Source organism: Nocardioides palaemonis (assembly GCF_018275325.1).
GTDB classification, from domain to species: domain Bacteria; phylum Actinomycetota; class Actinomycetes; order Propionibacteriales; family Nocardioidaceae; genus Nocardioides; species Nocardioides palaemonis.
Genome location: NZ_JAGVQR010000003.1, coordinates 230,075 through 256,775 on the forward strand (window position 1 = coordinate 230,075; position 26,701 = coordinate 256,775).

The 26,701-nt window shown below is 71.7% G+C and carries 29 protein-coding genes; 5 read left to right on the plus strand and 24 right to left on the minus strand.

Translation table 11 applies throughout. The features are described 5' to 3' along the window. Nucleotides 1–9: 9 nt before the first annotated feature. From KDN32_RS13410 to KDN32_RS13420, 3 genes are read right to left on the minus strand one after another with little or no spacing between them, the layout of a single operon-like run. Nucleotides 10–1,818, minus strand: a complete 1,809-nt coding sequence (locus tag KDN32_RS13410) for a 3-hydroxyacyl-CoA dehydrogenase family protein (protein WP_211732755.1) — start codon at nucleotides 1,816–1,818, stop codon at nucleotides 10–12. Between the two features lie 46 nt (nucleotides 1,819–1,864). Continuing rightward, on the minus strand, nucleotides 1,865–2,725 hold the full coding sequence (locus KDN32_RS13415; protein ID WP_211732756.1) for a phosphotransferase: 861 nt from the start codon (nucleotides 2,723–2,725) through the stop codon (nucleotides 1,865–1,867). Continuing rightward, nucleotides 2,722–3,798, minus strand: coding sequence for a GNAT family N-acetyltransferase (locus KDN32_RS13420; RefSeq protein WP_211732757.1), 1,077 nt, complete (start codon nucleotides 3,796–3,798; stop codon nucleotides 2,722–2,724). Before KDN32_RS13420 ends, KDN32_RS13415 begins: the two co-directional genes overlap by 4 nt. 24 nt (nucleotides 3,799–3,822) lie before the next feature. Between KDN32_RS13420 and nucS the strand changes: the two genes are divergently transcribed. After that, nucleotides 3,823–4,509 (plus strand): endonuclease NucS, encoded by a 687-nt coding sequence (nucS, locus tag KDN32_RS13425; RefSeq protein ID WP_211732758.1) that lies wholly within the window; start codon nucleotides 3,823–3,825, stop codon nucleotides 4,507–4,509. Here the strand turns inward: nucS and KDN32_RS13430 are convergent. Beyond that, nucleotides 4,506–4,952: a hypothetical protein gene (locus KDN32_RS13430; RefSeq protein WP_211732759.1), complete on the minus strand. Its 447-nt coding sequence runs from the start codon at nucleotides 4,950–4,952 to the stop codon at nucleotides 4,506–4,508. The two genes, nucS and KDN32_RS13430, sit on opposite strands and share 4 nt — an antisense overlap. Before the next feature lie 17 nt (nucleotides 4,953–4,969). Between KDN32_RS13430 and KDN32_RS13435 the strand changes: the two genes are divergently transcribed. Further along, nucleotides 4,970–5,419, plus strand: coding sequence for a DUF952 domain-containing protein (locus KDN32_RS13435; protein ID WP_211732760.1), 450 nt, complete (start codon nucleotides 4,970–4,972; stop codon nucleotides 5,417–5,419). A 6-nt stretch (nucleotides 5,420–5,425) separates the two neighbouring features. Here KDN32_RS13435 and KDN32_RS13440 read toward each other — a convergent pair whose 3' ends face one another. From KDN32_RS13440 to KDN32_RS13465, 6 genes are all read right to left on the minus strand, one after another. After that, nucleotides 5,426–6,034, minus strand: coding sequence for a histidine phosphatase family protein (locus KDN32_RS13440; RefSeq protein ID WP_211732761.1), 609 nt, complete (start codon nucleotides 6,032–6,034; stop codon nucleotides 5,426–5,428). Beyond that, a complete protein-coding gene (locus tag KDN32_RS13445) occupies nucleotides 6,027–6,932 on the minus strand; it encodes an FAD-dependent oxidoreductase (RefSeq protein ID WP_211732762.1) in 906 nt (301 codons plus the stop codon). The genes KDN32_RS13440 and KDN32_RS13445 overlap by 8 nt, the downstream gene beginning before the upstream one ends. 19 nt (nucleotides 6,933–6,951) lie before the next feature. Next, entirely contained in the window at nucleotides 6,952–7,476 is a 525-nt protein-coding gene (locus KDN32_RS13450) for a ferritin (RefSeq protein WP_211732763.1), read from the minus strand. Between the two features lie 54 nt (nucleotides 7,477–7,530). Next, nucleotides 7,531–7,758, minus strand: coding sequence for a hypothetical protein (locus KDN32_RS13455; RefSeq protein WP_211732764.1), 228 nt, complete (start codon nucleotides 7,756–7,758; stop codon nucleotides 7,531–7,533). 39 nt (nucleotides 7,759–7,797) lie between these two features. Continuing rightward, on the minus strand, nucleotides 7,798–9,825 hold the full coding sequence (locus tag KDN32_RS13460; protein WP_211732765.1) for an ethylmalonyl-CoA mutase: 2,028 nt from the start codon (nucleotides 9,823–9,825) through the stop codon (nucleotides 7,798–7,800). 68 nt (nucleotides 9,826–9,893) lie between these two features. Next, the gene (locus tag KDN32_RS13465; protein WP_211732766.1) at nucleotides 9,894–10,211 is read right to left on the minus strand and encodes an STAS domain-containing protein; all 318 of its coding nucleotides are present in this window, start codon (nucleotides 10,209–10,211) and stop codon (nucleotides 9,894–9,896) included. Between the two features lie 133 nt (nucleotides 10,212–10,344). On the opposite strand from KDN32_RS13465, the gene KDN32_RS13470 reads away from it, so the two are divergent. After that, nucleotides 10,345–10,917, plus strand: coding sequence for a cob(I)yrinic acid a,c-diamide adenosyltransferase (locus KDN32_RS13470; protein ID WP_211732767.1), 573 nt, complete (start codon nucleotides 10,345–10,347; stop codon nucleotides 10,915–10,917). 72 nt (nucleotides 10,918–10,989) lie between these two features. Further along, the gene (locus KDN32_RS13475) at nucleotides 10,990–14,142 is read left to right on the plus strand and encodes a DEAD/DEAH box helicase (RefSeq protein ID WP_211732768.1); all 3,153 of its coding nucleotides are present in this window, start codon (nucleotides 10,990–10,992) and stop codon (nucleotides 14,140–14,142) included. 7 nt (nucleotides 14,143–14,149) lie between these two features. Here the strand turns inward: KDN32_RS13475 and KDN32_RS13480 are convergent, their stop codons facing one another. Beyond that, the gene (locus KDN32_RS13480; protein WP_211732769.1) at nucleotides 14,150–15,325 is read right to left on the minus strand and encodes an MFS transporter; all 1,176 of its coding nucleotides are present in this window, start codon (nucleotides 15,323–15,325) and stop codon (nucleotides 14,150–14,152) included. A gap of 56 nt (nucleotides 15,326–15,381) precedes the next feature. Here KDN32_RS13480 and KDN32_RS13485 point away from each other — a divergent pair, with 56 nt between their 5' ends. Beyond that, nucleotides 15,382–16,389, plus strand: coding sequence for a LacI family DNA-binding transcriptional regulator (locus KDN32_RS13485; RefSeq protein WP_211732770.1), 1,008 nt, complete (start codon nucleotides 15,382–15,384; stop codon nucleotides 16,387–16,389). Between the two features lie 149 nt (nucleotides 16,390–16,538). Here the strand turns inward: KDN32_RS13485 and KDN32_RS13490 are convergent, their stop codons facing one another. The 13 genes from KDN32_RS13490 to KDN32_RS13550 all read right to left on the minus strand — a co-directional run bounded on the left by KDN32_RS13490 (nucleotide 16,539) and on the right by KDN32_RS13550 (nucleotide 26,697). After that, nucleotides 16,539–16,982, minus strand: a complete 444-nt coding sequence (locus tag KDN32_RS13490; RefSeq protein ID WP_211732771.1) for a DUF2550 domain-containing protein — start codon at nucleotides 16,980–16,982, stop codon at nucleotides 16,539–16,541. A gap of 77 nt (nucleotides 16,983–17,059) precedes the next feature. Then, nucleotides 17,060–17,464: a F0F1 ATP synthase subunit epsilon gene (locus tag KDN32_RS13495; RefSeq protein WP_211732772.1), complete on the minus strand. Its 405-nt coding sequence runs from the start codon at nucleotides 17,462–17,464 to the stop codon at nucleotides 17,060–17,062. Then, nucleotides 17,464–18,921: a F0F1 ATP synthase subunit beta gene (atpD, locus tag KDN32_RS13500; RefSeq protein WP_211732773.1), complete on the minus strand. Its 1,458-nt coding sequence runs from the start codon at nucleotides 18,919–18,921 to the stop codon at nucleotides 17,464–17,466. Before atpD ends, KDN32_RS13495 begins: the two co-directional genes overlap by 1 nt. Nucleotides 18,922–18,926: 5 nt before the next feature. Next, on the minus strand, nucleotides 18,927–19,844 hold the full coding sequence (locus KDN32_RS13505) for a F0F1 ATP synthase subunit gamma (protein WP_211732774.1): 918 nt from the start codon (nucleotides 19,842–19,844) through the stop codon (nucleotides 18,927–18,929). 4 nt (nucleotides 19,845–19,848) lie between these two features. Then, nucleotides 19,849–21,489: a F0F1 ATP synthase subunit alpha gene (gene atpA, locus KDN32_RS13510; protein ID WP_211732775.1), complete on the minus strand. Its 1,641-nt coding sequence runs from the start codon at nucleotides 21,487–21,489 to the stop codon at nucleotides 19,849–19,851. A gap of 66 nt (nucleotides 21,490–21,555) precedes the next feature. Beyond that, on the minus strand, nucleotides 21,556–22,350 hold the full coding sequence (locus KDN32_RS13515; protein WP_249217055.1) for a F0F1 ATP synthase subunit delta: 795 nt from the start codon (nucleotides 22,348–22,350) through the stop codon (nucleotides 21,556–21,558). Beyond that, nucleotides 22,350–22,904 carry a F0F1 ATP synthase subunit B gene (locus tag KDN32_RS13520; RefSeq protein WP_211732776.1) on the minus strand — a complete coding sequence of 185 codons (555 nt, stop codon included), beginning with the start codon at nucleotides 22,902–22,904 and terminating at the stop codon, nucleotides 22,350–22,352. The genes KDN32_RS13515 and KDN32_RS13520 overlap by 1 nt, the downstream gene beginning before the upstream one ends. A gap of 40 nt (nucleotides 22,905–22,944) precedes the next feature. Beyond that, the gene (gene atpE, locus KDN32_RS13525) at nucleotides 22,945–23,154 is read right to left on the minus strand and encodes an ATP synthase F0 subunit C (RefSeq protein ID WP_030482691.1); all 210 of its coding nucleotides are present in this window, start codon (nucleotides 23,152–23,154) and stop codon (nucleotides 22,945–22,947) included. Between the two features lie 79 nt (nucleotides 23,155–23,233). Then, nucleotides 23,234–24,022, minus strand: coding sequence for a F0F1 ATP synthase subunit A (gene atpB, locus KDN32_RS13530; RefSeq protein ID WP_307854081.1), 789 nt, complete (start codon nucleotides 24,020–24,022; stop codon nucleotides 23,234–23,236). Continuing rightward, entirely contained in the window at nucleotides 24,019–24,276 is a 258-nt protein-coding gene (locus tag KDN32_RS13535) for an AtpZ/AtpI family protein (protein ID WP_211732777.1), read from the minus strand. Before KDN32_RS13535 ends, atpB begins: the two co-directional genes overlap by 4 nt. Before the next feature lie 29 nt (nucleotides 24,277–24,305). Next, nucleotides 24,306–24,776 (minus strand): hypothetical protein, encoded by a 471-nt coding sequence (locus tag KDN32_RS13540; protein WP_211732778.1) that lies wholly within the window; start codon nucleotides 24,774–24,776, stop codon nucleotides 24,306–24,308. Nucleotides 24,777–24,832: 56 nt separating this feature from the next. Continuing rightward, nucleotides 24,833–26,035 (minus strand): MraY family glycosyltransferase, encoded by a 1,203-nt coding sequence (locus KDN32_RS13545; protein WP_211732779.1) that lies wholly within the window; start codon nucleotides 26,033–26,035, stop codon nucleotides 24,833–24,835. A gap of 5 nt (nucleotides 26,036–26,040) precedes the next feature. After that, nucleotides 26,041–26,697 (minus strand): L-threonylcarbamoyladenylate synthase, encoded by a 657-nt coding sequence (locus KDN32_RS13550; protein ID WP_372446541.1) that lies wholly within the window; start codon nucleotides 26,695–26,697, stop codon nucleotides 26,041–26,043. Nucleotides 26,698–26,701 lie beyond the last annotated feature (4 nt).

Here is a 26,701-nt window from a genome sequence, read left to right on the forward strand (position 1 = left end):
GCGACCCGCTCAGCGCGCGCCGTAGTCGCGGAACCCGCGACCGGTCTTGCGGCCGAGGTAGCCGGCGGTGACCAGGTGCTCCAGCAGCGGCGCCGGCGCGAAGCCCGGCTCGCGGAACTCGAGGTAGAGCTCGCGCTGGATGGCCAGCGACACGTCGTTGCCGACCACGTCGAGCAGCTCGAAGGGCCCCATCGGGAGCGCACAGCCCTGCTTCATCGCGGTGTCGATGTCGTCGGCGGTCGCGTAGTGCGCCTCGAGCATCTTGACCGCGTCGTTGAGGTAGGGGAAGAGCAGCGCGTTGACGATGAAGCCGGAGCGGTCGCCACAGCGCACGCCGACCTTGCCGACCTTCTCGCACAGCGCGAGCACGGTCTCGGTGACGGCCTCGTCGGTGGCGACGGTCGAGACCACCTCGACCAGCTTCATGATCGCGGCAGGGTTGAAGAAGTGCATGCCGATCACGTCCTGCGGACGCGAGGTCACCTTCGCCATCGCGATGATCGGCAGCGAGGAGGTGGTGGTCGCGAGGATCGCGCCGGCCCCTCCCCGGCCACCGGTGCAGATCTCGTCGAGGTTCTCGAACAGCGTGGTCTTGACCGCGAGGTCCTCCGCGATCGCCTCCACCACCAGGTCGACGTCGCGGAGGTCGTCGAGCGACGTGGTGCCGCGGACCCGGCCGAGCACCTCGGCCTTCTGCTCCTCGGTCGCACGACCACGCTGGATCTGCTTGTCGAAGTTCTTCGTGATGGTCGTGACGACCCCGTCGACCTTGTCCTGGCTGCGGCCGGTGAACAGCACGTCGTGGCCGGCCTTGGCGAAGACCTCGACGATGCCCGCAGCCATGGTGCCGGTGCCGACGACGCCGACCAGCCGCACGTCGTGGTGCAGCCGCGGCTTGTCGTCCTCGCTGGGGGTGTGGGCGTCGGCGACGACGACCGGCGAGTCGGGCGCCTCATAGGTGTAGAAGCCGCGGCCCGACTTGCGACCGAGCAGGCCCGCGGTGACGTACTGCTTGAGGATCGGCGCCGGCGCGTGCAGGCGGTCGCGGCCCTGCTTGTACATCGTGTCGAGGATCTCGTAGGCGGTGTCGAGGCCGATCAGGTCGAGCAGCGCGAGCGGGCCCATCGGGTAGCCGCAGCCGAACCGCATCGCGGCGTCGATGTCCTCGCGGGAGGCGTACTTGCCCTCGTACATCGAGACCGCGTGGTTGAGGTAGCCGAAGAGCAGGGTGTTGGCGATGAAGCCGGCCTTGTCGCCGCAGACGACGGGGTTCTTGCCCAGGCTGCGCAGCAGCGCCTGCACGTCGGCGAGCACATCCGGCTCGGTGACGACCGTGCGGATGATCTCCACGAGGTTCTGCACGGGCGCGGGGTTGAAGAAGTGGACGCCCACGACGCGGCCCGGCTTGGCGTTGGCGGTGGAGATCTCGGTGACGCTCAGCGACGATGTGTTCGTGGCCAGCACCGCGTCCGGGCGCACGATGTCGTCGAGGGAACGGAAGATCGACTTCTTGACCTCGAGGGACTCCACGACCGCCTCGACGACGAGGTCCGCCGCCGACAGCGCCGCCATGTCGGTGGTGAGGGTGATCCGGCCGAGCAGCTCGTCGGCCTGCTCCTGGGTGAGCTTCTCGCGCTTGACCGCGCGGCCCGTGGAGTGCTCGAGGTGCTGACGGCCGCGCTCGAGGCCGACCTCGTTCTGCTCGACACCGATGACGGCGAAGCCGTTGCGGGCGAAGACCTCGGCGATGCCGGCACCCATGGTGCCGAGGCCGATCACGCCGACGGTGGAGAACTCACGGGTAGCCGTCTCAGTCATGGACGCATGCTCCCACGGCGCCCGGCGCTCGGGGATGTGGGGAGCGTCACTCCTCCGGGGCACGCCCCGCGTAGAGACCGCGCAGCAGGCCGTGCCCGAACTCCTCGAAGTCCTCGTCGCCCACCTGGTGCGCCCAGGTCGCGGTGCCGACCGCGACCCCCACCTGCTCGTAGCGCCAGGTGCGCGGCTCGCGCGGGTCACGTCCGTAGCCCTCGAAGAAGGCGGTCGCGAGCGCGGGGTCCCGGGCGAAGTCCTGGTTGGACAGGCGGCTGAAGTCCTCCTCGACCGGACGCAGGTCGGCCCGCCCGAAGTCGATCGCGCGCACCGTCGGTCCGTCGACGAGCCAGTTGCGCGGCTGCCAGTCGCCGTGCGTCGGCACGACGGTCGCCGGTCCGCCGGCCCAGGTGTCGAGCTCGGCCCGCACCTGCTCCTCGATCGCCGGGGCGATCCGGTGCACCGAGTCCAGGCCGCGCCGGACCCGGTCGCGCAGCCGGTCGTACCAGGTGTCGTCCACCTGCGCGTGCTGGGCGTGGAAGCGGGCGATGAGCGCCCCTGCCTGCCGGTAGGTCTCCGGGTCGTCCTGGGCCTCGGTCCCCTCGACCAGGCGCCCCGGAAGGTGGTCGGTCACCAGCAGCCTGGCCTCGACGTCCGCGTGGCGCAGCGCCGCCGCGTGCCCGGACGCCACCCACGGCCCGGTCCACTCCCGGTGTGCCCGGATCTCACGGGCGATGTGGTGGTCGGTGGGACCGCCTGCCTTGACCATCCAGGTGCGACCGCTGCTGGTGACCTCCAGCACCCGTGTCTCGACCAGGCCCCAGCTGTGGTCGGCCACGACGGCGAGCCCTGGCAGCCACTCCTCGAGCAGGGCGCGCTGGTGCTCGTCGAGTCGCGCGAGCGGGTCGCTCACGGGCGAACCACGACGACGTCGTCCCCGGGTCGCACCGGCCCGGGTCGCACCACCCTGGCGCACAGCCCGCGCAGCCGCCGCGGCTTGCCCTCCGGCCCGTTGACGAAGGTCATCGCGTCCTTGCCGAAGCGGGCGATGAACTTCCCGCAGCCGTTGTGCGGCTGGTCGGTCACCACGATGACGGCGCCGTCGGGTCCGCCGAGGTGCAGCTCGGTCCCCACTGGCAGGTTGTCGTGTGACAGGTCGAGGTCGAGGAACATCTGGTCGCCGGCGAGGGCCTCGCGCGCCGGGTCCTGGGCGAGGAACTCGACGAGGCGGTGGTTCATCAGGTTGAGCTGCATGTCCGGGTGGGCGGTCCCGTCGGGGGTGCGCCGGCTGCCGCGCTGCGACCACGTGTCGCCGACGAGCCCCTCGGCGAGGTCGAGGTGCCCGACCTCCAGCACCTCGCGCTCCCCCGGGGCCGGACGGCGTACGACCGTGCGCAGGGTCCCGACGTCGCGGGGCGACGCGTCGAGCGTCGGGAGGAAGGCGGCGAGGTCGGCGGCCGAGCGGTGCGGGCGCAGCGTCCGCCGCATCCAGGTCCGCCGACCGTGGCGACCCAGGCCGAGCCGCTCCTCCTCGTCCGAGATCTCCTGCTGCTGGGCGGTGAGCGGGTCGTCGGCGGCGAACTCCACGAACCCGTGGCGGGCGTAGAAGGGCCCGTTCCACGCGATCTCGGCGTACGTCGTCAGGGTCAGCGAGCCGTGCCCCTTGAGGGTCGCCCGCTCGGCCGCCGCCTCGAGCAGCGCGGCCCCGATCCCCCGGCGGCCGTGGTCGGGGTGCACCGAGATCTGGGCGAGGTGGGCGTGACCGACCAGGTCGACGACGTGGGCGAAGCCGATCGCCGGGTCGCCGGCGACCAGGACGAACCCGGGCTGCTCCGCGCGCCACTGCCCGCTCGGCGCCGGCGAGGCGAGCGCGTCGCCGGTGAGGTCGCCGAGGACCTCCTCGAACATCGGGAGCCCGGCGTCCTCGATCGCGGCGAGGAGCGGCAGGTCGCGCGCGCGGGCCGGACGTACTGCGTGGTCGGTCACGGCGCCACTGTAGATTCCCCCGACGTGAGGATCGTCGTAGCCACGTGCCAGGTCGACTACGCGGGACGTCTCTCGGCGCACCTGCCGATGGCCACGCGGGTGCTGATGCTGAAGAACGACGGCTCGGTGCTGATCCACTCCGACGGCGGGTCCTACAAGCCGCTCAACTGGATGTCGCCGCCCTGCACGGTCCGTGAGGGCACCTCCGAGGACGGTCGGGCCGAGTGGCTGGTGTCGGCCACGAAGTCCGACGACACCCTGCGGATCCTCATCGACGAGGTCCTCCACGACACCTCCCACGACCTCGGCGTCGACCCCGGTCTGCAGAAGGACGGCGTCGAGAAGCACCTGCAGGAGCTGCTCGCCGAGCACCCGGCCACGCTCGCCGAGGGTCTCACCCTCGTGCGGCGCGAGTTCATGACCGCGATCGGACCCGTCGACCTGATGTGCCGCGACGCCGACGGCCTGTCGGTCGCGGTGGAGATCAAGCGCCGGGGTGAGATCGACGGCGTCGAGCAGCTCACCCGCTACCTCGAGCTGCTCAACCGCGACCCGCTGCTCAGCGCCAAGGGGCCGGTCCGCGGCATCTTCGCCGCCCAGGAGATCAAGCCCCAGGCGCGCGTGCTCGCGACCGACCGTGGCATCGCCTGCGCGCTCGTCGACTACGACGCGCTGCGCGGCATGGACGACGCCGAGCACCGGCTGTTCTAGGCAGGATCCGGGAGCGTGGCCCGCTCCCGCGAGCGCCGCAGCACCTCGACCAGCAGGTGCGCGTAGCCCCGGGCGTCGTCGATCGCACGGTGGGTGTGCGGCACGTCGCCGAACCACTGCGCCGGCAGCGTGTGCACCGAGAACGTCGCCGGATCGCCGCCGCCCGGCCCCTTCACCCACGAGACGAAGTCGGCCATCACGTCGGCGACCGGGCGCGGGGCGGCGGTCGCGGCGGCCACGACCTCGGGCGGCTGGGTCTGGAACCACTCCCAGCCCCTGGGGTCGGCCTGCGCACCCGGGAGCCCGGCGAGGACCGCCTCGAACTCCCCCACCTGCTCGCCGCTCGCCGTCACCGCCACGGACGCGAGGGCGAGCATCGAGTTCGCCCCCGGGACGAACCCGTCCACCTCGATGTCGGTCACCACGTAGACGCGCTCGCTCATGTCGTTACCCTCGCACGGTGACCGAGGCCGTCCCCGACCGCATCTTCCACGTCGCGACCGACGCCGACTGGCGACGCACCCTGGAGACCGGCACCTACACCACCTCCACGGTCGGGCGGACGCTCGCCGAGGAGGGCTTCATCCACGCGAGCCGCCGCGACCAGGTGCCGGGCGTCTTCGACCGCTACTACGCCGGCCTCGACGAGCACCTGGTGCTGCTCACCATCGACCCACGGCGGCTGGAGTCCGAGGTGCGCCTCGACCCGGTCGGCGACGACACCTACCCGCACGTCCTCGGACCGATCAACCGCTCCGCGGTCGTCGACGTGACCCCGCTCGACCGGCACGGACGGCCACAGTCGTTGGTGTCCCTGTGGGTGCGGGGCATGGCGGTCCGGATGGGGATCGCCGTGGTCGTGATGGCGCTGGTCCTGCTGCTCCTGTGGGCGCTCGGCGCGCTGGACTGAGCCGGATCAGACCCGTGCGCCCGCCCACGCCCGGGCGAGCAGACCCGCGCGGTCGGCGACCAGGTCGACCACCTCGCAGTTGCGCAGCGGCAGGTCACCGGCGTGGAACGGCGCGAGGTTGCGGGCGAGCACCGGCACGGCGAGGCAGATCGATCCGCCGTGGCTCACCACGAGCGCGGCACCGCCCGCGTGGGCCGCGGCCACCTCGTCCAGCACCGACCCCACGCGGGCCACCACCTCGTTGCCGCTCTCCGCGCCCTCGATCCTCGCGTCCAGGTCACCGTGGAGCCACGCCATGAAGGTCGGCCGGAACGGGTCCGGCTCGGCTGCAGCGCCGGCGTGGACCCCGACGCCGAACTCACGCAGGCCCTCTCGCACGACCACGTCGACCCCCAGCACGGCAGCAGCGATCTCTGCCGTCTGCTCGGCCCGCGCCATCGGGCTGCACCAGACCCGCGTGACCCCGGCCGGCAGCAGGTCCTCCCCGAGCCGTCGGGCCTGCTCCCGGCCGAGCGTGGTCAGCCAGCCGCCGGCGTCGCTGAGCAGCTCGCTCTCGTAGGCGGCCTCTCCGTGCCGGGCGACGATCAGGCGGGCAGGGGCTGGGGCCTCAGACATCGAGCAGCCCCTTCACCTCGTCGGCGCACCCCCACGCGAGCGTCACCCCGGCGCCGCCGTGGCCGTAGCAGTGCACCACGTCGCCGACCCGCTCGAGACGGACCTCGGGGCGTGCCGGCCGCAGGCCCACCTTGTGGCGCAGCACCCGCGCACCCTCGAGCTCGGGGACCAGCGCGGTCGCGCGGTGCAGGACCTCCTCGGCGACGGCCGGGTCCGGGGTGCGGCTCCACTCCCCCTCGACGTCCGTGCCGCCGAGCACGACCTCGTGGGTGCGCGGCACGACGTAGGTCAGTCCGGCGCCGTCGAGGGTCCAGCGGTCGATCCCGACCTGCTCCACCACCACGACCTGGCCGCGCACCGGGTGGACGGTCGGGTCCGCACCGAAGTGCCGGGCGCCGAGACCCGTGGCGTTGACGACGAGCGACCCGTCGTCGGGCAGGGCGGAGAGGTTCATCCGGGTGAGCGTGCCGCCGAGCTCCTCGACCCGACCCACCAGCCACCGCAGGTGGACCGGCATGTCGACGACCGGGCTGTCGAACGTCCACCCGTCGGCGTAGCCCGGCGGCAGCGACGTCTCCCGGTCCAGCGTCGGGACGGCGCTGCGCCACCACGGGTCGGGTGCGTGCTCACGCAGCAGCTCGGTGCCGGTGAGCAGCCGGACCCCGGTCCGCTCGTCGTGCGCGAGCCCCGCGAGCACCTCGTACGTCGTCGCCGACCAGGCCGTCACCCGGTCCTGCGGGGCGGCGCGGTAGGGGTACCAGAGCGCGGCCGCGACCGCGGAGGTCGTCTCCAGCGGCAGGTCGCGGGCGACCACGTCGACGCGGTGCCCGGCCTCGAGCAGCCGAACCGCGCAGGTCAGCCCGACGACCCCTGCCCCGACCACGATGACCCGCCGCATGGCGGTGAGTCTGCCAGTCTCAGGCGCCGGCCTGGCGCGGCGCGGTCGGGTCCTCGCCCTCCGCGCCGTGCTCGCGGGCGACGTACTCCTCGATGTCCTCGACGTCGTCGCGGTTGCGGCCGACCACGGCGAGCAGGTCGCTCATCGTGGCGACCTCCTCGACCTGCTCCTTGATGAACCACTGCATGAACTGCTCGGAGGCGAAGTCGTGCTCCTCGCGCGCGATCCGCAGCAGGCCGTTGATCTGGTCGGTCACGGTGCGCTCCTGGGCGAGCGCGAGCTCGACCGGCGCCACCACGTCGGGGAAGACCGACGTCGGCGCGGGCACCGCCGGGATGGTGACCGGCTCGTCGGTGTCGAGGAGGTACTGGACCATCATCATCGCGTGGCCCCGCTCCTCGAGCGCCTGGGCGTAGAAGAAGGCCGCCATCCGCGGCATGGTGAGCGCGTCGTAGTGGATCGCGCACGCGAGGTACTGGTGGTGCGCGGCGAGCTCGTTGCCGATCTGGACGTTGAGCTGGTCGACGAAGCGGGGGGCGGGCATGGGGGCTCCTGGGGCTGCTGGTGGCTGCGGGTGACTCGAGGGGTGCGCGGCGCGTCAGGCCGCGATCTTCTTCTTCGACTTCTTGCCACGCGAGCGCTCGAGCTCGGCCGTGGTCACGAGCCGGCGCTTGTGCACGGTGTAGCCCTCGGGCAGGGTGCCCTCCTTGAGCATGCGCAGCGGGCAGCGCTTGCACTTCGGTGTGTCCTCGCAGCACTTCTTCTTGGGCAGGCGGGCGACCTCGTCGCCCGCGCCCTTGCGCTTGTCCCTGGCCTTCTTGCCCACGGCCGGGACGATAGCAGGAACACTTAGGACAGCCTAACCTCAGTCCAGGTCGTGGGCCGCGCGGATCACGTCGACGATGCCACCCATGATCTCGGTGAGGCCGTAGTCCTTGGGCGTGTAGACGGCCGCCACGCCGAGCTCGCGCAGCCGGCGGCCGTCGGCGTCGGGGATGATCCCGCCGACGATGACCGGAATGTCGCCCAGGCCGGCCTCGGCGAGGCCCTCGAGCACGTCGGGCACGAGCTCCATGTGGGAGCCCGACAGGATCGACAGCCCGATGCAGTGCACGTCCTCGGCCACGGCCGCGGCCACGATCTGCGCCGGCGTGAGCCGGATGCCTTGATAGACGACCTCGAAGCCGGCGTCGCGGGCGCGCACCGCGACCTGCTCGGCCCCGTTGGAGTGCCCGTCGAGGCCCGGCTTGCCGACCAGCAGCCGCAGCCGACCGCCCAGCTCCTCGCCGGTGGCCCGCACCCGCTCGCGCACCGCGGCGAGCTCGGCACCCGCCTCAGCGGCGACGGCACCGGACACGCCGGTCGGGCCGCGGTACTCGCCGAACACCTCGCGCAGGGTCGCCGCCCACTCCCCCGTGGTCGCCCCGGCCCGGGCCGCGACCAGCGTCGGCGCCATCAGGTTCTCGTCGGTCTTCGCAGCCGCGGCCAGCGCGGCGAGGGCCTCGGCCACCTCGGCCTCGTCCCGGCCGGCCTTCCACGCCTCGACGCTCGCGCGCGCGGTGCGCTCGGCCTCGGGGTCGGCGGCCATGATCGCCCCGTCGAGGTCGGCGGTCAGCGGGGACGGCTCGGTCGTCTCGAACTTGTTGACCCCGACGATGACCTCCTCGCCCGACTCGATCCGCGCCCGGCGGGCGGCGTGGGAGGACACCAGCTCGGACTTCATGTAGTCGACGGCCGCGATCGCACCGCCCATGTCCTGCACCCGCTCGATCTCGGCCTTCGCGCCGGCGACCAGCTCGGCGACCTTGGCCTCGATGACGTGGGAGCCCTCGAAGATGTCGTCGTACTCCAGCAGGTCGGACTCGAAGGCCAGCACCTGCTGCAGGCGCAGCGACCACTGCTGGTCCCACGGTCGCGGCAGGCCGAGCGCCTCGTTCCACGCGGGCAGCTGGAGGGCGCGGGCGCGGGCGTCCTTCGACAGCGTCACGCCGAGCATCTCCAGCACGATGCGCTGCACGTTGTTCTCGGGCTGGGCCTCGGTCAGGCCGAGCGAGTTGACCTGCACGCCGTAGCGGAAGCGGCGCATCTTCGGGTCCTGGACGCCGTAGCGGTCCCGGGCGATCTCGTCCCAGAGCTGGACGAAGGCCCGCATCTTGCAGGTCTCCTCGATGAAGCGGACGCCCGCGTTGACGAAGAAGGAGATCCGGCCGACGACCTTCTCGAAGTCGTCCTCGGAGACCTGGCCCGACTCCTTGACCCGGTCGAGCACGGCGATCGCGGTGCTCAGCGCGTAGGCCAGCTCCTGCACGGGCGTCGCGCCCGCCTCCTGCAGGTGGTAGCTGCAGATGTTGATCGGGTTCCACTTCGGGATCCGGTGGACGGTGTAGGCGATCATGTCGGCGATCAGCCGCATCGAGGCCTCGGGCGGGAACGCGTAGGTCCCGCGGGAGAGGTACTCCTTGATGATGTCGTTCTGGGTGGTGCCGGCCAGCTGCTCGGCGACCTCCTCGGGCGACAGGTCGGGGTTCTGCTCCTCCGCGACGACCTGGTACATCGCGAGCATCCACATCGCGACCGCGTTGATCGTCATCGAGGTGTTCATCGAGGTCAGTGGGATGTCGGTGAAGAGGGTGCGCATCTCGCCCAGGTGCGGGACGGGGACGCCGACCTTGCCGACCTCGCCCCGGCTCAGCGGGCTGTCGGGGTCGTAGCCGGTCTGGGTCGGGAGGTCGAACGCGACGCTGAGGCCGGTCTGCCCCTTGGCGAGGTTGGTGCGGTAGAGCGCGTTGGACGCCTCGGCGGTGGAGTGGCCGGCGTAGGTGCGCATCACCCACGGGCGGTCCTTGGCCGGACGCTCCGCCGCCGTGCGGTCCGTGTGACCCGATTCCGTCATGGCGACACAGTAGGGCGCGGGTTACTGGTTGGTCACCGGGCTGGACGTGTGACGGATGCCTCAGGCGGTCACGCGGTGGCGGCGACCCGCTCGACCTCGATCGCGTGCGCGAGACGAGCCAGGTGGGCCATCCGTCGCACCGCCGGACCGGGGTTGCGCACGGTCAGGTGGTGGCCGGTGAGCCACGCGTGCCGGGTGGCCACGGCCAGCAGGCGCAGCGCGGTGAGGTCGATGGTGGACACGTCGGTCATGTCGACGACCACCTCGTGGTCGACGCCGTCGAGGTCCTCGAGACAGGCGTAGATCGCGTTGCGCACCTCCCAGGTGCTGCGCACGTCGAAGGCGCCGTGCAGGACCAGCGTGGAACCGTCCGCGGTGATCTCCATCTGGTGCTCCTCACCGACGTCCCCCGGACGCCCGAGCCGTGACCGCTGTCACTTCCTAGGACGTTGTTCTACCGTGCGAGGTTGCACCGGTGCACCACCTTTTCCGGCGAGTCGCCCCCGTAGGCTGCGCGACATGGTGAACCTGACGCGCATCTACACGCGCACCGGCGACGCCGGGCGCACCCGGCTCGGCGACATGAGCGAGACCTCCAAGACCGACCCGCGGCTCGAGGCGTACGCCTGCGTCGACGAGGCGAACGCCCACATCGGCGTCGCGCTCGCCCACGGCGGTCTCGACGAGGACGTCGTGGCGGTGCTCACGCACGTGCAGAACGACCTCTTCGACGTGGGCGCCGACCTGTGCACGCCGGTCGTGGCCGACCCCGAGTACCCGCCGCTGCGGATCGAGCAGGACTACGTCGACCGGCTCGAGGCCTGGTGCGACCACTACAACGCCGAGCTGCCCGCGCTGCGGTCGTTCATCCTCAACGGCGGGACGGTCGCGGCGGCCCACCTGCACGTCGCGCGCACCGTCGCCCGCCGCGCCGAGCGCGCCGGCTGGGCTGCCTGGGCCGAGCACGAGGAGACGATGAACCTCCTCGCGATCACCTACCTCAACCGGCTCTCCGACCTGCTCTTCATCCTCGCCCGGCACGCGAACCGCGAGAACGGCGACGTGCTGTGGGTGCCGGGCGGCGAGCGCTGACCGGAAGCCCCGCAGCGAGCCTGTGGACGACGCCGGCGGCATGTCGGTCCGGGGTGCCAGCATGAGGACGTCATGGACGTCCGCGAGGCGCTGAGCGCCACCTACCTGTCGAGGTTCTTCGACCCCGTCACGATCCTGCGCGCCCGCGACTACGTCGCCGTCGTCGAGGAGCTGGAGGTGGTCCACGAGACCGCCGACAGCCTCACCGCCACGGCCATGGTGCCCGGCACCGCCCCCGTGCCCTACCGGGTGCAGCTCCACGCGGAGGTCGACCCCGAGGCCGACTGGGTCTTCAGCTCGTGCTCGTGCCCGGTCGCCCGGCTGTGCAAGCACGGTGCCGCCGTCGCCCTGTGCCTCCGGGGACCGGCCCGGCCGCGCCCGGCCGACGAGGCGCCGTGGCGCCGGCAGCTCGGGCGGGTCAGCGACGGCCTCGAGGCGCGCGCCCGCGCGGCCCTGACCGGCACCGGGCTCGGCCTGGAGGTGGTCCGACGTGCGGCCGGGCGGTGGTCGCGCAGCCTCGCGGGCGAGCTCACGATGCGCCCCGTGCGGCCGGGAGCGCGGCGCGGCTGGGCGCGCAGCGGCGCGGACTGGTCCGACCTGGCCGGCCCCTCCACCAGCACCCGTTACGTCCCGACCCAGGTCGACGCGCTCCAGGCGCTCCACCGCGGTCTCGCGTCCCGCCACACCTACCTCGTCGCCGGAGCCGCGCCGTCCCTCGACGACTACGGCGACCAGCTCGTGCCCGTCCTGCGCGCGGCGGTCGCGGCCGGCGTCGTCCTCGTGCCCGGCGCGGGCGTCGCCTCCGTCGTGCTCAGCGAGGGGCCGGCCGAGCTGGTGGCCGACCTCAGCGAGGTCGAGGGGGCGCCGACGCTCGAGGTCTCGGTCGAGGTCGACGGGGTCCGCCACCGCGGTGGCGTGGTGCTGCCCGTGGGCCGACCGATCACGTCGGTGGCGATCGTGGTCGACGACGACGTGCTGCTGGCAGACCTCGACGGACCGGCCGACGAGGCGGTGATGGACCTCGTGCTCGGCCCGGTCGTCGTCGCACCGGCGAGCGACCGCGAGGCGTTCCTCGAGGCAGTCGCGCCCCTGGCCCGCCGGGTCCGGGTCGGCTCCGGCGACGAGTCGCTGCCGCTGCCGACCCCTCCCCGCCCCCGGCTCGCGCTCACCGTGACCTGGGAGTCGGCGGCGGCGGCCACGCTGGCGTGGCGCTGGCGCTACGGCGAGCAGGACTGCCCCCTCGGCGGCGACTCCCTGCTCGGCGGGATGCGGGACCCGGTCGTCGAGCAGGAGGTGCTCGCCACCGTGCCGCCCGCCCTCGTCGGACTCGCACGGGTCGAGGGCGGCGACGCCCTCGCGCTGGCGCTGCACGACCTGCCCCACCTCCGCACGCTCGCCGACCTGGAGGTCGAGGAGCACCACCCACCCGAGTTCCGTGAGTCCGAGGCCGCGCCGGACATCGCGTTCGTCGTCGCCGACGAGCCGACCGACCACACCGACTGGCTCGACCTGGAGGTGGTCGTGCGCTTCGACGGTGAGGCCGTCCCCCTCCCCGACGTGCTGGCCGCGCTGACCCGGGGCGACGACGTCCTGGTGCTGCCCAGCGGCCTCTACGTCGCGCTCGACCGTCCCGAGCTCGCCCGGCTCCGCGAGGTCGTCGAGCTGGCCGCCGAGCTGCGCGAGGCGGCGCCCGGGCGCGTGCGCGTCGGGACGGCCGACCTCGGGACGTGGGCCGAGCTGGGCGAGGTCGGCGTCGTCGACGACAGCGCCGCGCGATGGGTCGCGCGGGCGAGCGCCCTGCGCGACCTCGAGGAGGTGCCGCGCCCGGAGCCGGTCGGGCTGCTCACCGAGCTGCGCCCCTACCAGCTCGAGGGGTTCTGGTGGCTGGCCTTCCTCCACCAGCACGGCCTGGGCGGGGTGCTCGCCGACGACATGGGCCTGGGCAAGACGCTCCAGGTGCTCGCCCTGGTCCAGCACGCCCGGTCGTCGGGCGCCACGTCGCCCTTCCTCGTCGTCGCGCCGACCAGCGTGGTGACGGCCTGGCGCCAGCAGGCAGCGACGCATGCGCCCGGCCTGCGCATCGGCACCGTCGCTCGCCGGACCGACGACGTCGCCGCGATCGCGTCCACCCACGACCTCGTCGTGACGACCTACGCCATGCTGCGCCTGGAGCGGGAGCAGTTCACGGCGCTGACGTGGGACGGCCTCGTGCTCGACGAGGCGCACCAGGTGAAGAACCACCAGGGCAAGACCTACGCCGCCGCCCGCGCCGTCGACGCACCCTTCCGCCTGGCGGTCACCGGGACGCCGTTCGAGAACCGGCTCATGGAGCTGTGGGCGCTGCTCTCGCTGACCGCGCCCGGCCTCTACCCCACGGCTCGCCAGTTCCGGCAGCTCGTCGTGGGGCCGGTCGAGAAGGAGGGCGACGAGACGGCGCTCCAGCGCTTCCGCACGCGGATCCGTCCGTTCGTCCTGCGCCGGACCAAGGACCTCGTCGCCGCGGACCTGCCCCCGCGCCACGAGCAGGTGCTCGACGTCGAGCTCTCGCCACGCCACCGCAAGCTCTACGACACCCACCTCGCCAGGGAGCGGCAGAAGATCCTCGGCCTCGTCGAGGACTTCGACCGCAACCGGGTCGCCATCTTCAGCGCGCTGACCCGGCTGCGCCAGCTGGCGCTCGACCCGGCGCTCGTCGACCCGGAGCACCACGCCGTCGGGTCGGCCAAGACCGACCTGCTCGCCGAGCACCTGCTGGAGACCACGGCCGAGGGACACCGTGCGCTGGTCTTCAGCACCTTCACGACCTTCCTGCGGCGGGTCCGGGACCGTCTGACCGAGGAGGGCGTCCCGACGGTCTACCTCGACGGCACCACCCGCGACCGCGACGAGGTGATCGAGGCGTTCCGCCGTGACGAGGCGCCGGTCTTCCTGATCAGCCTCAAGGCCGGCGGCACCGGACTCACGCTCACCGAGGCCGACTACGTCTTCCTCCTCGACCCGTGGTGGAACCCGGCCGCGGAGGCGCAGGCCGTCGACCGCGCCCACCGCATCGGCCAGGCCAGGCCGGTGCACGTCTACCGGATGGTCGCCACCGACACCATCGAGGAGAAGGTCGTGGCGCTGAAGACCCGCAAGGCCGAGCTCTTCGCGAAGGTCGTCGACGGTGGTGGCGCCACCTCCACGGGCATCACGGCCGACGACATCCGCGGGCTCTTCGACGACTGAGCCGCGCTCAGGTGGTGGTGGTGGTGTTTGCGGTGGCCGATCGCTGCTCGCGGGCGCTGGGCACGACCAGCGCCGCGGGCAGCAGCAGGAACGCGACCACCAGCAGCGCCTTGAGCGTGCCGACCTCGTCACCGACGAAGCCGAGGAACGGCGGGCCGGCGAGGAAGGCGGCGTAGCCGATCGTCGAGACGACGCTGACCCGGGCGGCGGCACGCAGCGGGTCGTCGGCCGCCGCGCTCATGCCGACCGGGAAGCCCAGCGAGGAGCCCACGCCCCAGAGCACGATGCCGAGCACCACGACGACCGGGTGGTCGGCGAAGACGATCAGCAGCACCCCCGCGCCGGCGAGGGCCATCGTCGACCACAGCACCGTGACCCGCCCGTGCCGGTCGATCAGGCCGGTGCCGACGAAGCGGCCTGCCGTCATCGCCGCGACGAAGACGGCGAACCCGGCGACCCCCATCGCGTGCGACACGTCGTGCCCGTCGACGAGGGCGACGGCGAGCCAGTCGTTGGCGGTGCCCTCGGTCATCGCCAGCGCCAGCACCATCAGTCCGATCAGCAGGGTGCGCGGCTCGAGCCAGGCGCGGGCGGCCGAGGTCCGCTCCTCCGCGTGGTCCTCGACCACCGGGAGGAAGGACGGGGAGGACGTCCAGACCAGGACGAACGACGCCAGGACGACCACGGCCAGGTGCACCGACGACGGGACGTCGACCTCGATCAGGAGTGCTCCGACGAGCGCACCGACGACGGTGCCGGCGCTGAAGCCGGCGTGGAAGCGCGGCATGATCGTGCGGCCCAGGCCACGCTCGACCTCGGCACCCTCGACGTTCATCGCCACGTCCCACACGCCGATGCCGACGCCGTAGACCGCGAGCCCGGCGACCGTCAGGGGCAGGGTGTCCCCCAGCGACAGCGCTGCGGTCAGCATGCCGATCGTGGCCAGCACCGCGCCGCCGCGGACGATCCGGACGGTCCCCCAGCGGGTGATCAGGGCGCCGGTGGTGGGCAGGGCGACGACGGACCCGATCGAGATAGCGAGCAGGACCAGGCCGAGGCGGCCGTTGGTCAGCTCGAAGCTCGAGCGCACCTCGGGGATGCGCGACACCCAGCTGGCGAAGACCAGGCCGTTGAGGAAGAAGGCGAGGCCGACGGCGTTGCGTGCGGCGGTCAGCTGGGCCATGCGGGTGCTCCTGCGAATCGTTTCGATCGAATCGTTTCGATGGTAGCCTCCGGGCCATGGCCGGATCAACTCGGACGCCCACCCTCGCCGACGTCGCCGACGCCGCGGGGGTGTCGCTGTCGACGGCGTCGCTGGCCTTCTCCGGCAACAAGCCCGTCGCCGCCGCCACCCGTGACCGGGTCCTCTCCGCCGCCGCCTCGCTGGGCTACGCCGGCCCCAACCCGCTCGCGCGCAACCTGCGCCAGGGCCGCAGCGGCGTCGTCGGGGTGGCGGTCGGCCCGCTCAGCGCCGCGTTCCGCGACCCCGCCGCGCTCCCCCTCTTCGACGCGATGTCGGAGGTGCTCGGCAGCGCCGGGCAGGGCCTGCTGCTGATGGGTGACGAGGAGGCCCACGCGCGGCTGCCGCTCGACGCGGTGATCTTCGACATCTGCGGCCGCGAGACCTGGGCGCCCCACGCGGACCTGGTCGCGCGCGAGGTGCCGCTGGTGGTGATCGAGGGTCCCTCGTGGCCCGGCACCACCTACGTCGACATCGAGCACCGCACGGGCGCGGCCGCACTGGCGTCCCACCTGCACGACCTCGGCCACCGGCACGTCGCCACGCTCACCCTGGAGGGCTCCCACCCGCAGCGCGAGCGCGAGGCCGGGCTGCGCGACGTCTTCCCCGACGCCACCGTCGTCGGGGCGTGCGCGAGCGACCTCGCCGCCGCACAGGAGGTGGTCGGCGCGTGGCTGGCGACCGGGCCGGACGCCACGGCGCTGGTCTGCCAGAGCGACGTCCAGGCCGCCGGCGCCGTGCTGGAGGCGAGGCGCCGCGGACTCACGGTCCCCGGCGACCTCAGCATCGCCGGCTTCGACGGCGTCGCCACCCCGTGGCTCGACCTCGAGCTCACCACCGTCGTCCAGCCGATCGCCGCGAAGGGCCGGGCAGCGGCCCGGGCGGCACTGGCCCGCGCAGCCGGCGAGCCCGCGGACAACGTGCTGCTGCCCGTCGAGCTGCGGGTGGGCGGCTCGACCGGCCCGGCCCCGGCCTCGTACGCCGACACGCACCCCAGCGGTGGCTGACCCACACTCCACCGCTCGCGAAGGTGGGTGGCACACCGCCCGCCGGCGCGGCGTACGCCGACACGCACCCCAGCGGTGGCTGACCCACACTCCACCGCTCGCGAAGGTGGGTGGCACACCGCCCACCGGCGCGGCGTACGGGGGCGGGACTAGCGGCGGTCCCAGTCGGTGCCGGGCGGGCCGGACTCCAGCCAGGACTGGAAGCCGGTGAGCGCGGACTCGCTCATCGCGATCTCGAGCGGGTGGCCGTCGTAGTGGCAGGCCGCGACGACGTGACCGTCGTAGAGCGACATCTCCTCCGGTCCGGCCGGGGCCCGGCGACCGGAGTACTCCAGCAGGTCGCGCGCCCACACCCGCTTCGGGCGCGGTGACAGCGAGAAGATCCGGAACCACTCGAGGGACTGGCCGGAGTAACGACCGATGCCGAGCAGCCAGCCGCGTCCCGGGTGCTCGGTGCGGACGCGGAAGCTGAGCTCGAACGTGCCGCCGTGGCGGGCCAGGAGACGGCGTCGCACGATGAGCGAGATGCCGTAGAGCAGGGCGAGGAGGAGGCAGACCCCGACGATGTCGAGCAACCACTCCCAGACCGGCATCCACACCTCCACAAAGCAGTGAGCGCACGAACCCGGAGGTTCGTGCGCTCACCCTAGCGGTCGCTGTGACGGCTCCGTCAGGAGGCCCGCTCCGCGGCACGCACACGTGCCTCGGCGCGACGGACCTTCTCCTGGGCCTCGTCGTCGTTCTCGCCGGCCTGCTGGCAGCGCTCGAGCTCGGCCCGCGCCTGCTCCAGGTCGATCTCGTGCGACATCTCGGCCCGCTCGGAGAGGATCGAGACGCGGTTGTCGGCCACCGACAGGAAGCCGGCGTCGACGGCCGCGATCCAGGTCTCGCCCTCGACGGTCTGCACGTCCACCACGCCCTCGATGATCGAGGACAGCAGCGGCGCGTGGTTGGGCAGGATCCCGACGTCACCCTCGGTCGTGCGGGCGATGACCATGGTGGCCTGGCCCGACCAGACGAGCCGGTCGGCAGCGACCAGCTCGACCTGGAGGACCTTGTCGGTGGACCCGGCCATCAGAGGCTCTTCTGGATCTCGGCCCACTTCTGCTCGACGTCGTCCAGACCGCCGCACATGAAGAAGGCCTGCTCGGCCACGTGGTCGTACTCGCCGTCAGCGATCTTGTTGAACGCCTCGATGGTGTCGGCCACCGGGACGGTCGAACCCTCGATGCCGGTGAACTGCTTGGCGACGTAGGTGTTCTGGGACAGGAAGCGCTGGATGCGACGGGCGCGGGACACGATGATCTTGTCCTCCTCCGAGAGCTCGTCGACACCGAGGATCGCGATGATGTCCTGGAGCTCCTTGTTGCGCTGGAGGATCTGCTTGATGCGGACCGCGCAGCGGTAGTGCTCGTCGCCGATGTACTGCGGGTCGAGGATCCGCGAGGTCGACGTGAGCGGGTCCACCGCCGGGTAGATGCCGAGCGAGGCGATCTCTCGCGAGAGCTCGGTGGTCGCGTCGAGGTGCGCGAACGTCGTCGCCGGCGCCGGGTCGGTGTAGTCGTCGGCGGGGACGTAGATCGCCTGCATCGAGGTGATCGAGTGACCACGGGTCGAGGTGATGCGCTCCTGCAGCTGGCCCATCTCGTCGGCGAGGTTGGGCTGGTAGCCCACCGCGGACGGCATGCGGCCGAGCAGCGTGGAGACCTCGGAACCGGCCTGGGTGAAGCGGAAGATGTTGTCGATGAAGAGCAGCACGTCCTGCTTCTGCACGTCGCGGAAGTACTCCGCCATCGTCAGCGCGGCGAGGGCGACGCGCAGGCGGGTGCCCGGCGGCTCGTCCATCTGGCCGAAGACGAGGGCGGTCTGGCCGATGACGCCGGCCTCCTCCATCTCGACGATGAGGTCGTTGCCCTCACGGGTGCGCTCGCCGACACCGGCGAACACCGACACACCACCGTGGTCCTTGGCGACGCGGGCGATCATCTCCTGGATGAGCACCGTCTTGCCGACGCCGGCACCGCCGAACAGGCCGATCTTGCCGCCCTGGACGTAGGGGGTGAGCAGGTCGATGACCTTGATGCCGGTCTCGAACATCTGGGTCTTGGCCTCGAGCTGGTCGAAGGCCGGCGCCTTGCGGTGGATGCCCCAGCGCTCGTTGACCTCGAAGGTCTCGCCCTCCTCGAGGTTGAGCACGTCGCCGGTGGTGTTGAACACCTTGCCGAGCGTCGCGTCGCCGACCGGGACGGTGATCGACTCACCGGTGTCGGTCACCTGCGCGCCGCGGACCAGGCCGTCAGTGGGCTTCATCGAGATGGCGCGGACCATGCCGTCGCCGATGTGCTGGGCGACCTCGAGGGTGATGCTCTGGGTCTCGCCGCCCAGGGTCAGCTCGACCTTGAGGGCGTTGTAGATGGCCGGCATCGCGTCGGTCGGGAACTCGATGTCCACGACCGGGCCGATGACGCGCGTGATGCGACCGACCGAGCCGGCGGAGCCGGCGGCCTGGGTCTCTTCAACAGTGGCAGTCATTTCTCTCACTCACTCCCGGCGTTGGCGTCGGCAAGGGCGTTGACGCCACCGACGATCTCGCTGATTTCCTGGGTAATGCCGGCCTGGCGGGCCTGGTTGGCGATTCGGGTGTACTTCTTGATGAGCTCGTCGGCGTTGTCCGTCGCGGACTTCATCGCCTTCTGACGGGCGGCCAGCTCGGAGGCGGCCGCCTGCAGCAGGGCGAAGAAGATCCGGCTCTGGACGTAGCGCGGCAGCAGCGAGTCGAGCACCTCGGAGGGCGACGGCTCGAACTCGTAGAGCGGGAGCAGGTCGGCCTTGTCGGGCGCCTCGGTGCCCTCGACGACCTCCAGCGGCAGCAGGCGCACGGCGGTCGGCTCCTGGCTGAGCATCGAGCGGAACCGCGTGTAGACCACGTGGACCTCGTCGACGGCCGTCGCCTCCTCGCCGGTCTCGGCGAGGAACGCCTCGATCAGCGTCGCGCCGATCTCGGCCGCCACGTCGTAGGTCGGCTGGTCGGAGAAGCCCGTCCACGCCTGCACCACGGGGCGCTGGCGGAACTTGAAGTAGGCCTCCGCCTTGCGACCGCTGGCGTAGAGGTCGACGTCCTTGCCCTCGCCCTTGAGCTTCTCGACGAGGCGCTCGGCCTCCTTGAGCACGCTCGAGGAGTAGGCGCCGGCCAGGCCGCGGTCGGAGGTGACCACGAGGACGGCAGCCTTCTTCGGGTCCTCCGGCTCGGTGGTCAGCGCGTGGTCGACGTTGGAGAACGTCGCCACGGCCGACACCGCTCGGGTCAGCTCACGGGCGTAGGGCGCGGCGGCCTGTGCCCTCTGCTGTGCCTTGATGATCCGCGACGCAGCAATGAGCTCCATGGCACGCGTGATCTTCTTCATCGACTCCGTCGACTTGATCCGCGCGCGGTACTCGCGTACCGAGAGAGCCATTGCGTCAGCCCCGCTTCTGCTTGACGATCTGCTCCTGCTCGACGTCCTCGTCCTCGAGGGCGACGTGCTCTTCCTTGCCGGCCTTGATGCTCTGGCCGTCGGAAGTCTCGAACTGGTCGAGGAAGGAGTCGTAGGCCGCGACCAGCTCCGCCTCCGCGGCGTCGTCGAACTTCAGCGACTCGCGGATGCCGGCGAGGATGCCCTCGTGCGAGCGACGCAGGTAGTCGAGGAACTCGCCCTCGAAGCGCAGCACGTCGTCGGTGGGGACCTTGTCGAGGCGGCCGGTGGTGCCGAGCCACAGCGAGGCGGTCATCTCCTCGACCGGGTACGGCGAGTACTGCGGCTGCTTGAGCAGGGCCATCAGGCGCTGGCCGCGGTCGAGCTGCTGGCGCGAGGCCGCGTCGAGGTCGGAGGCGAACATGGCGAACGCCTCCATGGCGCGGAACTGCGCCAGGTCGACCTTGAGCGAGCCGGTGACGGCCTTCATCGCCTTGGTCATCGCCGAACCACCCACGCGCGAGACCGAGACACCCACGTCGATGGCGGGGCGCTGGTTGGCCGCGAACAGGTCCGACTGCAGGAAGATCTGGCCGTCGGTGATCGAGATGACGTTGGTCGGGATGAACGCCGAGACGTCGTTGGCCTTGGTCTCGATGATCGGCAGGCCGGTCATCGAGCCCTTGCCCATGTCGTCGGAGAGCTTCGCGCAGCGCTCGAGCAGCCGGCTGTGCAGGTAGAAGACGTCACCGGGGTAGGCCTCGCGGCCCGGCGGACGGCGCAGCAGCAGCGACACGGCGCGGTAGGCCTCGGCCTGCTTGGTGAGGTCGTCGAACACGATGAGGACGTGCTTGCCGTCGTACATCCAGTGCTGGCCGATGGCCGAGCCGGTGTAGGGGGCGAGGTACTTGAAGCCGGCCGAGTCGGACGCCGGGGAGGCCACGATGGTGGTGTACTCCAGGGCGCCGGCCTCCTCGAGGGCACCGCGCACGGAGGCGATGGTGGAGCCCTTCTGGCCGATGGCAACGTAGATGCAGCGGACCTGCTTGTCGGGGTCGCCCGACTCCCAGTTCTGCTTCTGGTTGATGATCGTGTCGATCGCGATGGTGGTCTTGCCGGTGGCGCGGTCGCCGATGATCAGCTGGCGCTGGCCGCGGCCGATCGGGGTCATCGCGTCGATGGCCTTGATGCCGGTGGCGAGCGGCTCGTGGACCGACTTGCGCTGGACCACGGTCGGGGCCTGGAGCTCGAGGGCGCGGCGGCCGGAGGTCTCGATGTCGCCGAGGCCGTCGATCGGCTGGCCGAGCGGGTCGACCACGCGGCCGAGGTAGCCCTCGCCCACCGGGACGGAGAGGATCTCGCCCGTGCGGCGGACCGTCTGGCCCTCCTCGATCTTGTCGAAGTCACCGAGGACCACGACGCCGACCTCGCGGGTGTCGAGGTTGAGCGCGATGCCCAGCGTGCCGTCCTCGAACTCGAGCAGCTCGTTGGCCATGACCGAGGGCAGTCCGCTCACGCGGGCGATGCCGTCAGCGGCCTCCGCGACGGTGCCGACCTCTTCCGTGGTCGCCGACTCGGGCTTGTAGTCCGACACGAAGCGCTGCAGCGCGTCCCGGATCTCGTCCGGACGGATGGACAGCTCCGTCATTTCATCTCACCTGTTCTCTGCTGTGCCGCATGGGATGGGGCTCGAAAGTTGTGTTGGATCTGGGGGTCAGCCGGCGAGCCGGCGCCCGGCGTCGTCGAGGCGGCTCGCGACCGTCCCGTCGATGACGTCGTCACCGATCTCGACCCGGATGCCGCCGATGACCGCGGGGTCGACGACGACGTTGAGGTGGATCTCCCGACCGTACGTCCGCGACAGCGATGCGGCCAGCCGCTCGCGGTCGGCGTCGGCCAGCGGGCGGGCGACGCGCACGGTGGCGACGCCCTGGTTGCGGACCTCGGCGGCCACCTTCTGGTACTCGGTCAGCGCGACCTGGACCGTCCGGTGGCTGCCCGACAGCGCCTGCTGGACCAGCAGGACCGTCGCGGGGTGCACCTTGTCGCCGAGCAGGTCACCGAGCAGGCGGGCCTTGTCGGCGCGGCTGCGCGCCGGGTCCGACAGGGCGTCGCGCAGCTCGGGGCTGCCCTGGACCACCTGGCCGAAGGCGAAGAGCTCGTCCTCCAGCCGGTCGGCGTCACCACCGGCGGACTGCGCGACCGAGACCACGCCGATGCGCTCGAGCGCGTCGGCGAGGTCGCGGCTGGCGGTCCACCGCTGGGCGACGGCGACGGTGACCACGGCGAGCGCCAGGTCGGAGACCTTGCCGCCCAGCACCTCGCGGACCAGGCCGGCCTTGGCCTCCCCCGGCACCGACGCGTCGGTGGCGACGCGCCGGAGGCCCGGCTCGGAGCGCAGGAGGTCGGCCACGCCGAACAGGTCCTGACCGACGGCACCGGCGTCGCCGGTGCCCGTCAGGGCCCCGGCCGTCGCGGCGTAGGCGTCGGCAGACGCACCTCGCATCATCAGTTGACGCTCCCCGTCGTGCCCTGGGCCTCGAGGTCGGCGAGGAAGCGCTCGACGACGCGGCTCTGGCGAGCCTCGTCCTCCAGGCTCTCGCCCACGATGCGACCGGCCAGGCCGGTCGCGAGCGTGCCGACCTCGGCACGGAGCGAGGTGACCGCCTGCTGGCGCTCGGCCTCGATCTGCGCCTTGCCGTGCTCGACGATGCGGGTGGACTCGGCCTGGGCCTGCTCCCGCATCTCCGCCACGATCTGGGCACCCTGCTCGCGCGCCTCCTCACGGATGCGCGCCGCCTCGTGCCGGGCGTCGGCGAGTTGCTTCTCGAGCTCGGCGAGCTTGGCGTCGGCCTCGGCCTGCTTGGACTCGGCCGCGCTCAGACCACCCTCGATGGCCTGGGTGCGCTCGGCGAACGTCTTCTCGAAGTTCGGGATGACGAACTTGCGCATGAGCACGAAGAGGATCGCGAAGACGATCAGGGCGAGGATGACCTCGGACAGGACCGGCAGAACCGGGCTGTGGGTCTCCCCCTCCGCCGCCGCCAGGACGATGTGGTCCATGAGTCGAACTCCTACGGTCTAGAGCTGGGCTGCGAGGTCGTCAGAGAGGCAGGACGAACGCGAGCGCGACGGTGATGATGAAGAGCGCCTCGGCGAGGACGAAGCCAAGGATGGCGATCGACTGCAGGCGGCTCTGGGCCTCGGGCTGGCGCGCCACACCGGAGATGAAGGCGGCGAAGATCAGGCCGATGCCGACACCGGGACCGATGGCGGACAGGCCGAGACCGACCAGGTTGATGGAGCCTTCCACGGCTTTTTCCTTTCGTCGTTCGACACCGCTGGTGGTGCCGACTTTTCTGGCGAAACTTGTGGGTGGTGCGGGGTGTGCCTCAGTGCTCGTCGGCGAGGGCCTCGCCGATGTACATCGAGGACAGCAGGGTGAAGACGTAGGCCTGCAGGAACATGACCAGCATCTCGAGGAAGCTGACGCCGATGCCGAGGCCGAAGGAGAGGACCCCGACGGCGCCGTAGAGCAGGTTGCCGCTGGCGAGCAGGGCCGCACCGCCGGTGGCGAACAGGATCAGCAGCAGGTGGCCGGCGAACATGTTGCCGAACAGACGCAGCGTGAGCGTGACCGGCCGGATGATGATGTTCGAGAAGAACTCCAGCGGCACGAGCAGCAGCAGGATCGGGCCCTTGACGCCGCCGGGCATCGTGGCGTGCTTGAGGTAGCCGAGCGGGCCGTGCTTCCAGATGCCGGCACCGACGTAGATGCCCCAGCTGAGCAGCGCCAGCGGGACGATGAAGCCGATGCGCGAGAAGCTCGGGAACTGCAGGAACGGGATCACGCCGTAGTAGTTGTTCACCAGGATGAAGGTGAACAGCGTGAAGAGGTACGGCACGAACTTCATGTAGTGCTCGGACCCGATGTTGTCGCGCGCCATGTTGTTGCGCACGAAGCCGTAGACCATCTCGCCGGCGAACTGCAGGCGGCCCGGCACGAGCGAGGCGTTGCGCGAGGCGAGGTAGAAGAAGCCGAACACGAGCACGGCCGACAGGGTCAGCAGCACCATGGGCTTCGTGACGTCACCGAAGATCGGCGGCAGCTCGAAGCTCCCGGGACCGGGGGCGTGGAATTCCGAACCGCCCTCTGCCGCAACAGGCTGGGTGATGCTCACTCCGACTCCTCGTTCGTGTTCTGGGTGTTCGTGGGTGGCAGGTCCGCGGCCGTCTGCCGCTGGAGCTGCACGATCATCATGTAGGTGCCGAGCCCACCGCCCAGCAGGACGCCCACCGCCACGAGGAAGCGGGTGCCCAGCCACTGGTCCAGCACCCATCCGACCGCCCCGTAGAACAGCACACCGGCCACCAGGTAGCTGGGGGCACCGTTGCTGCGCGGGGGCGTGGAGGAAGTCGCGCTGGACTCGGCCATGGCGCTGCGGACTCTAGCAGTCGTCGTGCTCACGACTCACCCCCGGGAGGGAGGTCGAAGTAGGGGGTGCGGGCACGAGCGGTGAGGAGCAGGTGCGCGGTGGTCCACACGAGCGTGGCGGCCACCATCGACGCGGCCAGCCAGCCGCGCGCGCGGTCGTCGGCGAAGACGTCCCCGCGGCTGATCGCCAGGAACACCAGCATCACCACCGCCAGCTGGGTGAGGTAGGTGACGAGGGCGACGAGCAGCGACGCACGGGGCATCACGCTGGCCACCAGGTGCAGCGCGACCGTCCCGAAGGACACGACGGCGACCACCATCGCGGCACCCGTGGCGGCCGCGGCGGCCGCCTCGCCGCCGTGCACGACGAGGGCGACGAGCACCATCAGTGCACCGACGGCCGCGGTGAGCCCGGCGGCCCGGACGACGACCCGCATCCCCGGCGCCCCGGCGAGGGGCTGGGCCCCTGCACGGGGGTGGTGCTGCGACTCGGTCGTCATGGCGGCGGCCTGTTCGTCGTGGTCTGCTGGGTCTGTCCGACTGCTCGTGAAAACTATCACAAAGTCCTGCCGGGCCCCGAAACGGGGCCCTCCTCGAGGTCCTCGCGCCCCTCGACGACGGCGTTCTCCGGCAGCCCGGTGTCCCCCAGCCCGGTCTTGCGGGGCCGGTGCACCTTGGGCAGCACGAAGGTCATCGCGACGGTGATCGCCAGCATGGTGCCGACGGCCACCCACACCAGGTCGGTCTCGTAGAGGCTCACGATCACCGCACCGGTCGCAATGGTGAACGCCCACATCCACATGATCAGCACCGCCCGTCGCTGGGAGTGGCCGATCTCGAGGAGCCGGTGGTGCAGGTGCTGCTTGTCGGCGCTCATCGGCGAGCGACCGGCACGCGTGCGGCGCACGACAGCGAGCACGAGGTCGACGATCGGCACCATCAGCAGCGAGATGGGCAGCAGCACCGGGAGCACCGTGACGAAGAGGCTGTTGCCCCCGGTCGTGGGCATGCCGACGAACTGGCCGGTCAGGGTCAGCGCGCTCGCCGAGAGCACCAGTCCGAGCAGCATCGACCCCGAGTCGCCCATGAACAGGCGCGCGGGGTGGAAGTTGTGGGGCAGGAAGCCGGCACACGCGCCCGCGAGCGCGGCGCTCAGCAGGGCGCCGGTGGTGGCCAGCGTGAGGTTGTTGGTGGCCGAGAGCGTGTAGCAGTAGAGGAAGAACGCCGCGGCGCCGATGCCGACCACGCCGGCGGCCAGGCCGTCGAGCCCGTCGACGAAGTTGACCGCGTTCATGGTGCCGATCACCACGATGAGCGTCAGCACGCTCCCCTGCGCGTCGTCGAGCACGAACTGGGTGCCGTCGGCGCCGGGGAAGAACCAGAACCGGACTCCCAGGGCGACGAGCAGGCCCGCGGCGAGCACCTGGCCGCCGAGCTTGGTGAGCGCGTCGAGCTCGAAGATGTCGTCGAGCACCCCGACGGCACACACCAGCGCGCCCGCCAGCAGCACCACGCCGGCGTCGTCGAAGACGACCGTGTCGCTGCGGGACAGGAACGGCAGCCGCTGGGCCACGAGGTAGGCCGCGCACAGGCCGCCGAGCATCGCGAGACCCCCGAGGTACGGGATCGGCTCCGCGTGCACGTCGCGGTCGCGGACCTTGGCGACCGCGCCCGTGCGCAGCGCGATCTCCCGGGCGACGACGGTGAGCAGGTAGGTCACCGACAGGGCGACCAGGAAGACGAGGAGGTACTCCCGCATCGGCCCTAGCCCTGGTCGGCGAGCACCACGCCGTGCTCGGTGAGCGCCTCGTTGAGCACCTCGAGGGAGAGCGCCCCCAGGCGCAGCACGCGGCCCTCGGGCACGGTGACGTCGACGATCGTCGACGCCTCCCCGCCCGGCGAGGTCCCGGCGTCCACGATCACGGCGACGGCGTCACCGAGCATCTCCTCGGCGGCGTCGGCGTCGGTGGCGGCCGGGCGGCCGGTGAGGTTGGCCGAGCTCACCGCCAGCGGGCCGGTGCGCTCGAGGACCGCGAGCGCGACTTCGTCGTCGGGCATCCGCACCGCGACGGTGCCGCGCGTCTCGCCGAGGTCCCACATGAGCGAGCCCTGCTGGCGGCACACGAGCGTCAGCGGCCCCGGCCAGAACCGCTCGACCAGCGTGCGGGCCCACGCCGGCACGCCCTCGGACAGGGCGTCGAGCGTGGTCGCCGCGGAGACGAGCACCGGCGGCGGCATCTCGCGGCCGCGGCCCTTGGCGTCGAGGAGGGCCTGCACGGCGTCGTGGGAGAACGCGTCCGCGGCGATGCCGTAGACGGTGTCGGTGGGGATCACCACCAGCTCTCCGCGTCGTACGGCGGCAGCAGCAGCGGTCACCGCCTGCTCGCGTCCCTCCGGGGTCGAGGTGTCGATCCTGTCCACGGCG

What these genes read in the sequence shown, in the direction of transcription:
- KDN32_RS13410 (WP_211732755.1), bottom strand. Translation starts at nt 1,818, where the DNA reads ATGACTGAGACGGCTACCCGTGAGTTCTCCACCGTCGGCGTGATCGGC.
- KDN32_RS13430 (WP_211732759.1), bottom strand. Translation starts at nt 4,952, where the DNA reads ATGAGCGAGCGCGTCTACGTGGTGACCGACATCGAGGTGGACGGGTTC.
- KDN32_RS13440 (WP_211732761.1), bottom strand. Translation starts at nt 6,034, where the DNA reads ATGTCTGAGGCCCCAGCCCCTGCCCGCCTGATCGTCGCCCGGCACGGA.
- KDN32_RS13445 (WP_211732762.1), bottom strand. Translation starts at nt 6,932, where the DNA reads ATGCGGCGGGTCATCGTGGTCGGGGCAGGGGTCGTCGGGCTGACCTGC.
- KDN32_RS13450 (WP_211732763.1), bottom strand. Translation starts at nt 7,476, where the DNA reads ATGCCCGCCCCCCGCTTCGTCGACCAGCTCAACGTCCAGATCGGCAAC.
- KDN32_RS13460 (WP_211732765.1), bottom strand. Translation starts at nt 9,825, where the DNA reads ATGACGGAATCGGGTCACACGGACCGCACGGCGGCGGAGCGTCCGGCC.
- KDN32_RS13465 (WP_211732766.1), bottom strand. Translation starts at nt 10,211, where the DNA reads ATGGAGATCACCGCGGACGGTTCCACGCTGGTCCTGCACGGCGCCTTC.
- KDN32_RS13470 (WP_211732767.1), top strand. Translation starts at nt 10,345, where the DNA reads ATGGTGAACCTGACGCGCATCTACACGCGCACCGGCGACGCCGGGCGC.
- KDN32_RS13475 (WP_211732768.1), top strand. Translation starts at nt 10,990, where the DNA reads ATGGACGTCCGCGAGGCGCTGAGCGCCACCTACCTGTCGAGGTTCTTC.
- KDN32_RS13480 (WP_211732769.1), bottom strand. Translation starts at nt 15,325, where the DNA reads ATGGCCCAGCTGACCGCCGCACGCAACGCCGTCGGCCTCGCCTTCTTC.
- KDN32_RS13485 (WP_211732770.1), top strand. Translation starts at nt 15,382, where the DNA reads ATGGCCGGATCAACTCGGACGCCCACCCTCGCCGACGTCGCCGACGCC.
- KDN32_RS13490 (WP_211732771.1), bottom strand. Translation starts at nt 16,982, where the DNA reads ATGCCGGTCTGGGAGTGGTTGCTCGACATCGTCGGGGTCTGCCTCCTC.
- KDN32_RS13495 (WP_211732772.1), bottom strand. Translation starts at nt 17,464, where the DNA reads ATGGCCGGGTCCACCGACAAGGTCCTCCAGGTCGAGCTGGTCGCTGCC.
- atpD (WP_211732773.1), bottom strand. Translation starts at nt 18,921, where the DNA reads ATGACTGCCACTGTTGAAGAGACCCAGGCCGCCGGCTCCGCCGGCTCG.
- KDN32_RS13505 (WP_211732774.1), bottom strand. Translation starts at nt 19,844, where the DNA reads ATGGCTCTCTCGGTACGCGAGTACCGCGCGCGGATCAAGTCGACGGAG.
- atpA (WP_211732775.1), bottom strand. Translation starts at nt 21,489, where the DNA reads ATGACGGAGCTGTCCATCCGTCCGGACGAGATCCGGGACGCGCTGCAG.
- KDN32_RS13515 (WP_249217055.1), bottom strand. Translation starts at nt 22,350, where the DNA reads ATGATGCGAGGTGCGTCTGCCGACGCCTACGCCGCGACGGCCGGGGCC.
- KDN32_RS13520 (WP_211732776.1), bottom strand. Translation starts at nt 22,904, where the DNA reads ATGGACCACATCGTCCTGGCGGCGGCGGAGGGGGAGACCCACAGCCCG.
- KDN32_RS13535 (WP_211732777.1), bottom strand. Translation starts at nt 24,276, where the DNA reads ATGGCCGAGTCCAGCGCGACTTCCTCCACGCCCCCGCGCAGCAACGGT.
- KDN32_RS13540 (WP_211732778.1), bottom strand. Translation starts at nt 24,776, where the DNA reads ATGACGACCGAGTCGCAGCACCACCCCCGTGCAGGGGCCCAGCCCCTC.
- KDN32_RS13545 (WP_211732779.1), bottom strand. Translation starts at nt 26,035, where the DNA reads ATGCGGGAGTACCTCCTCGTCTTCCTGGTCGCCCTGTCGGTGACCTAC.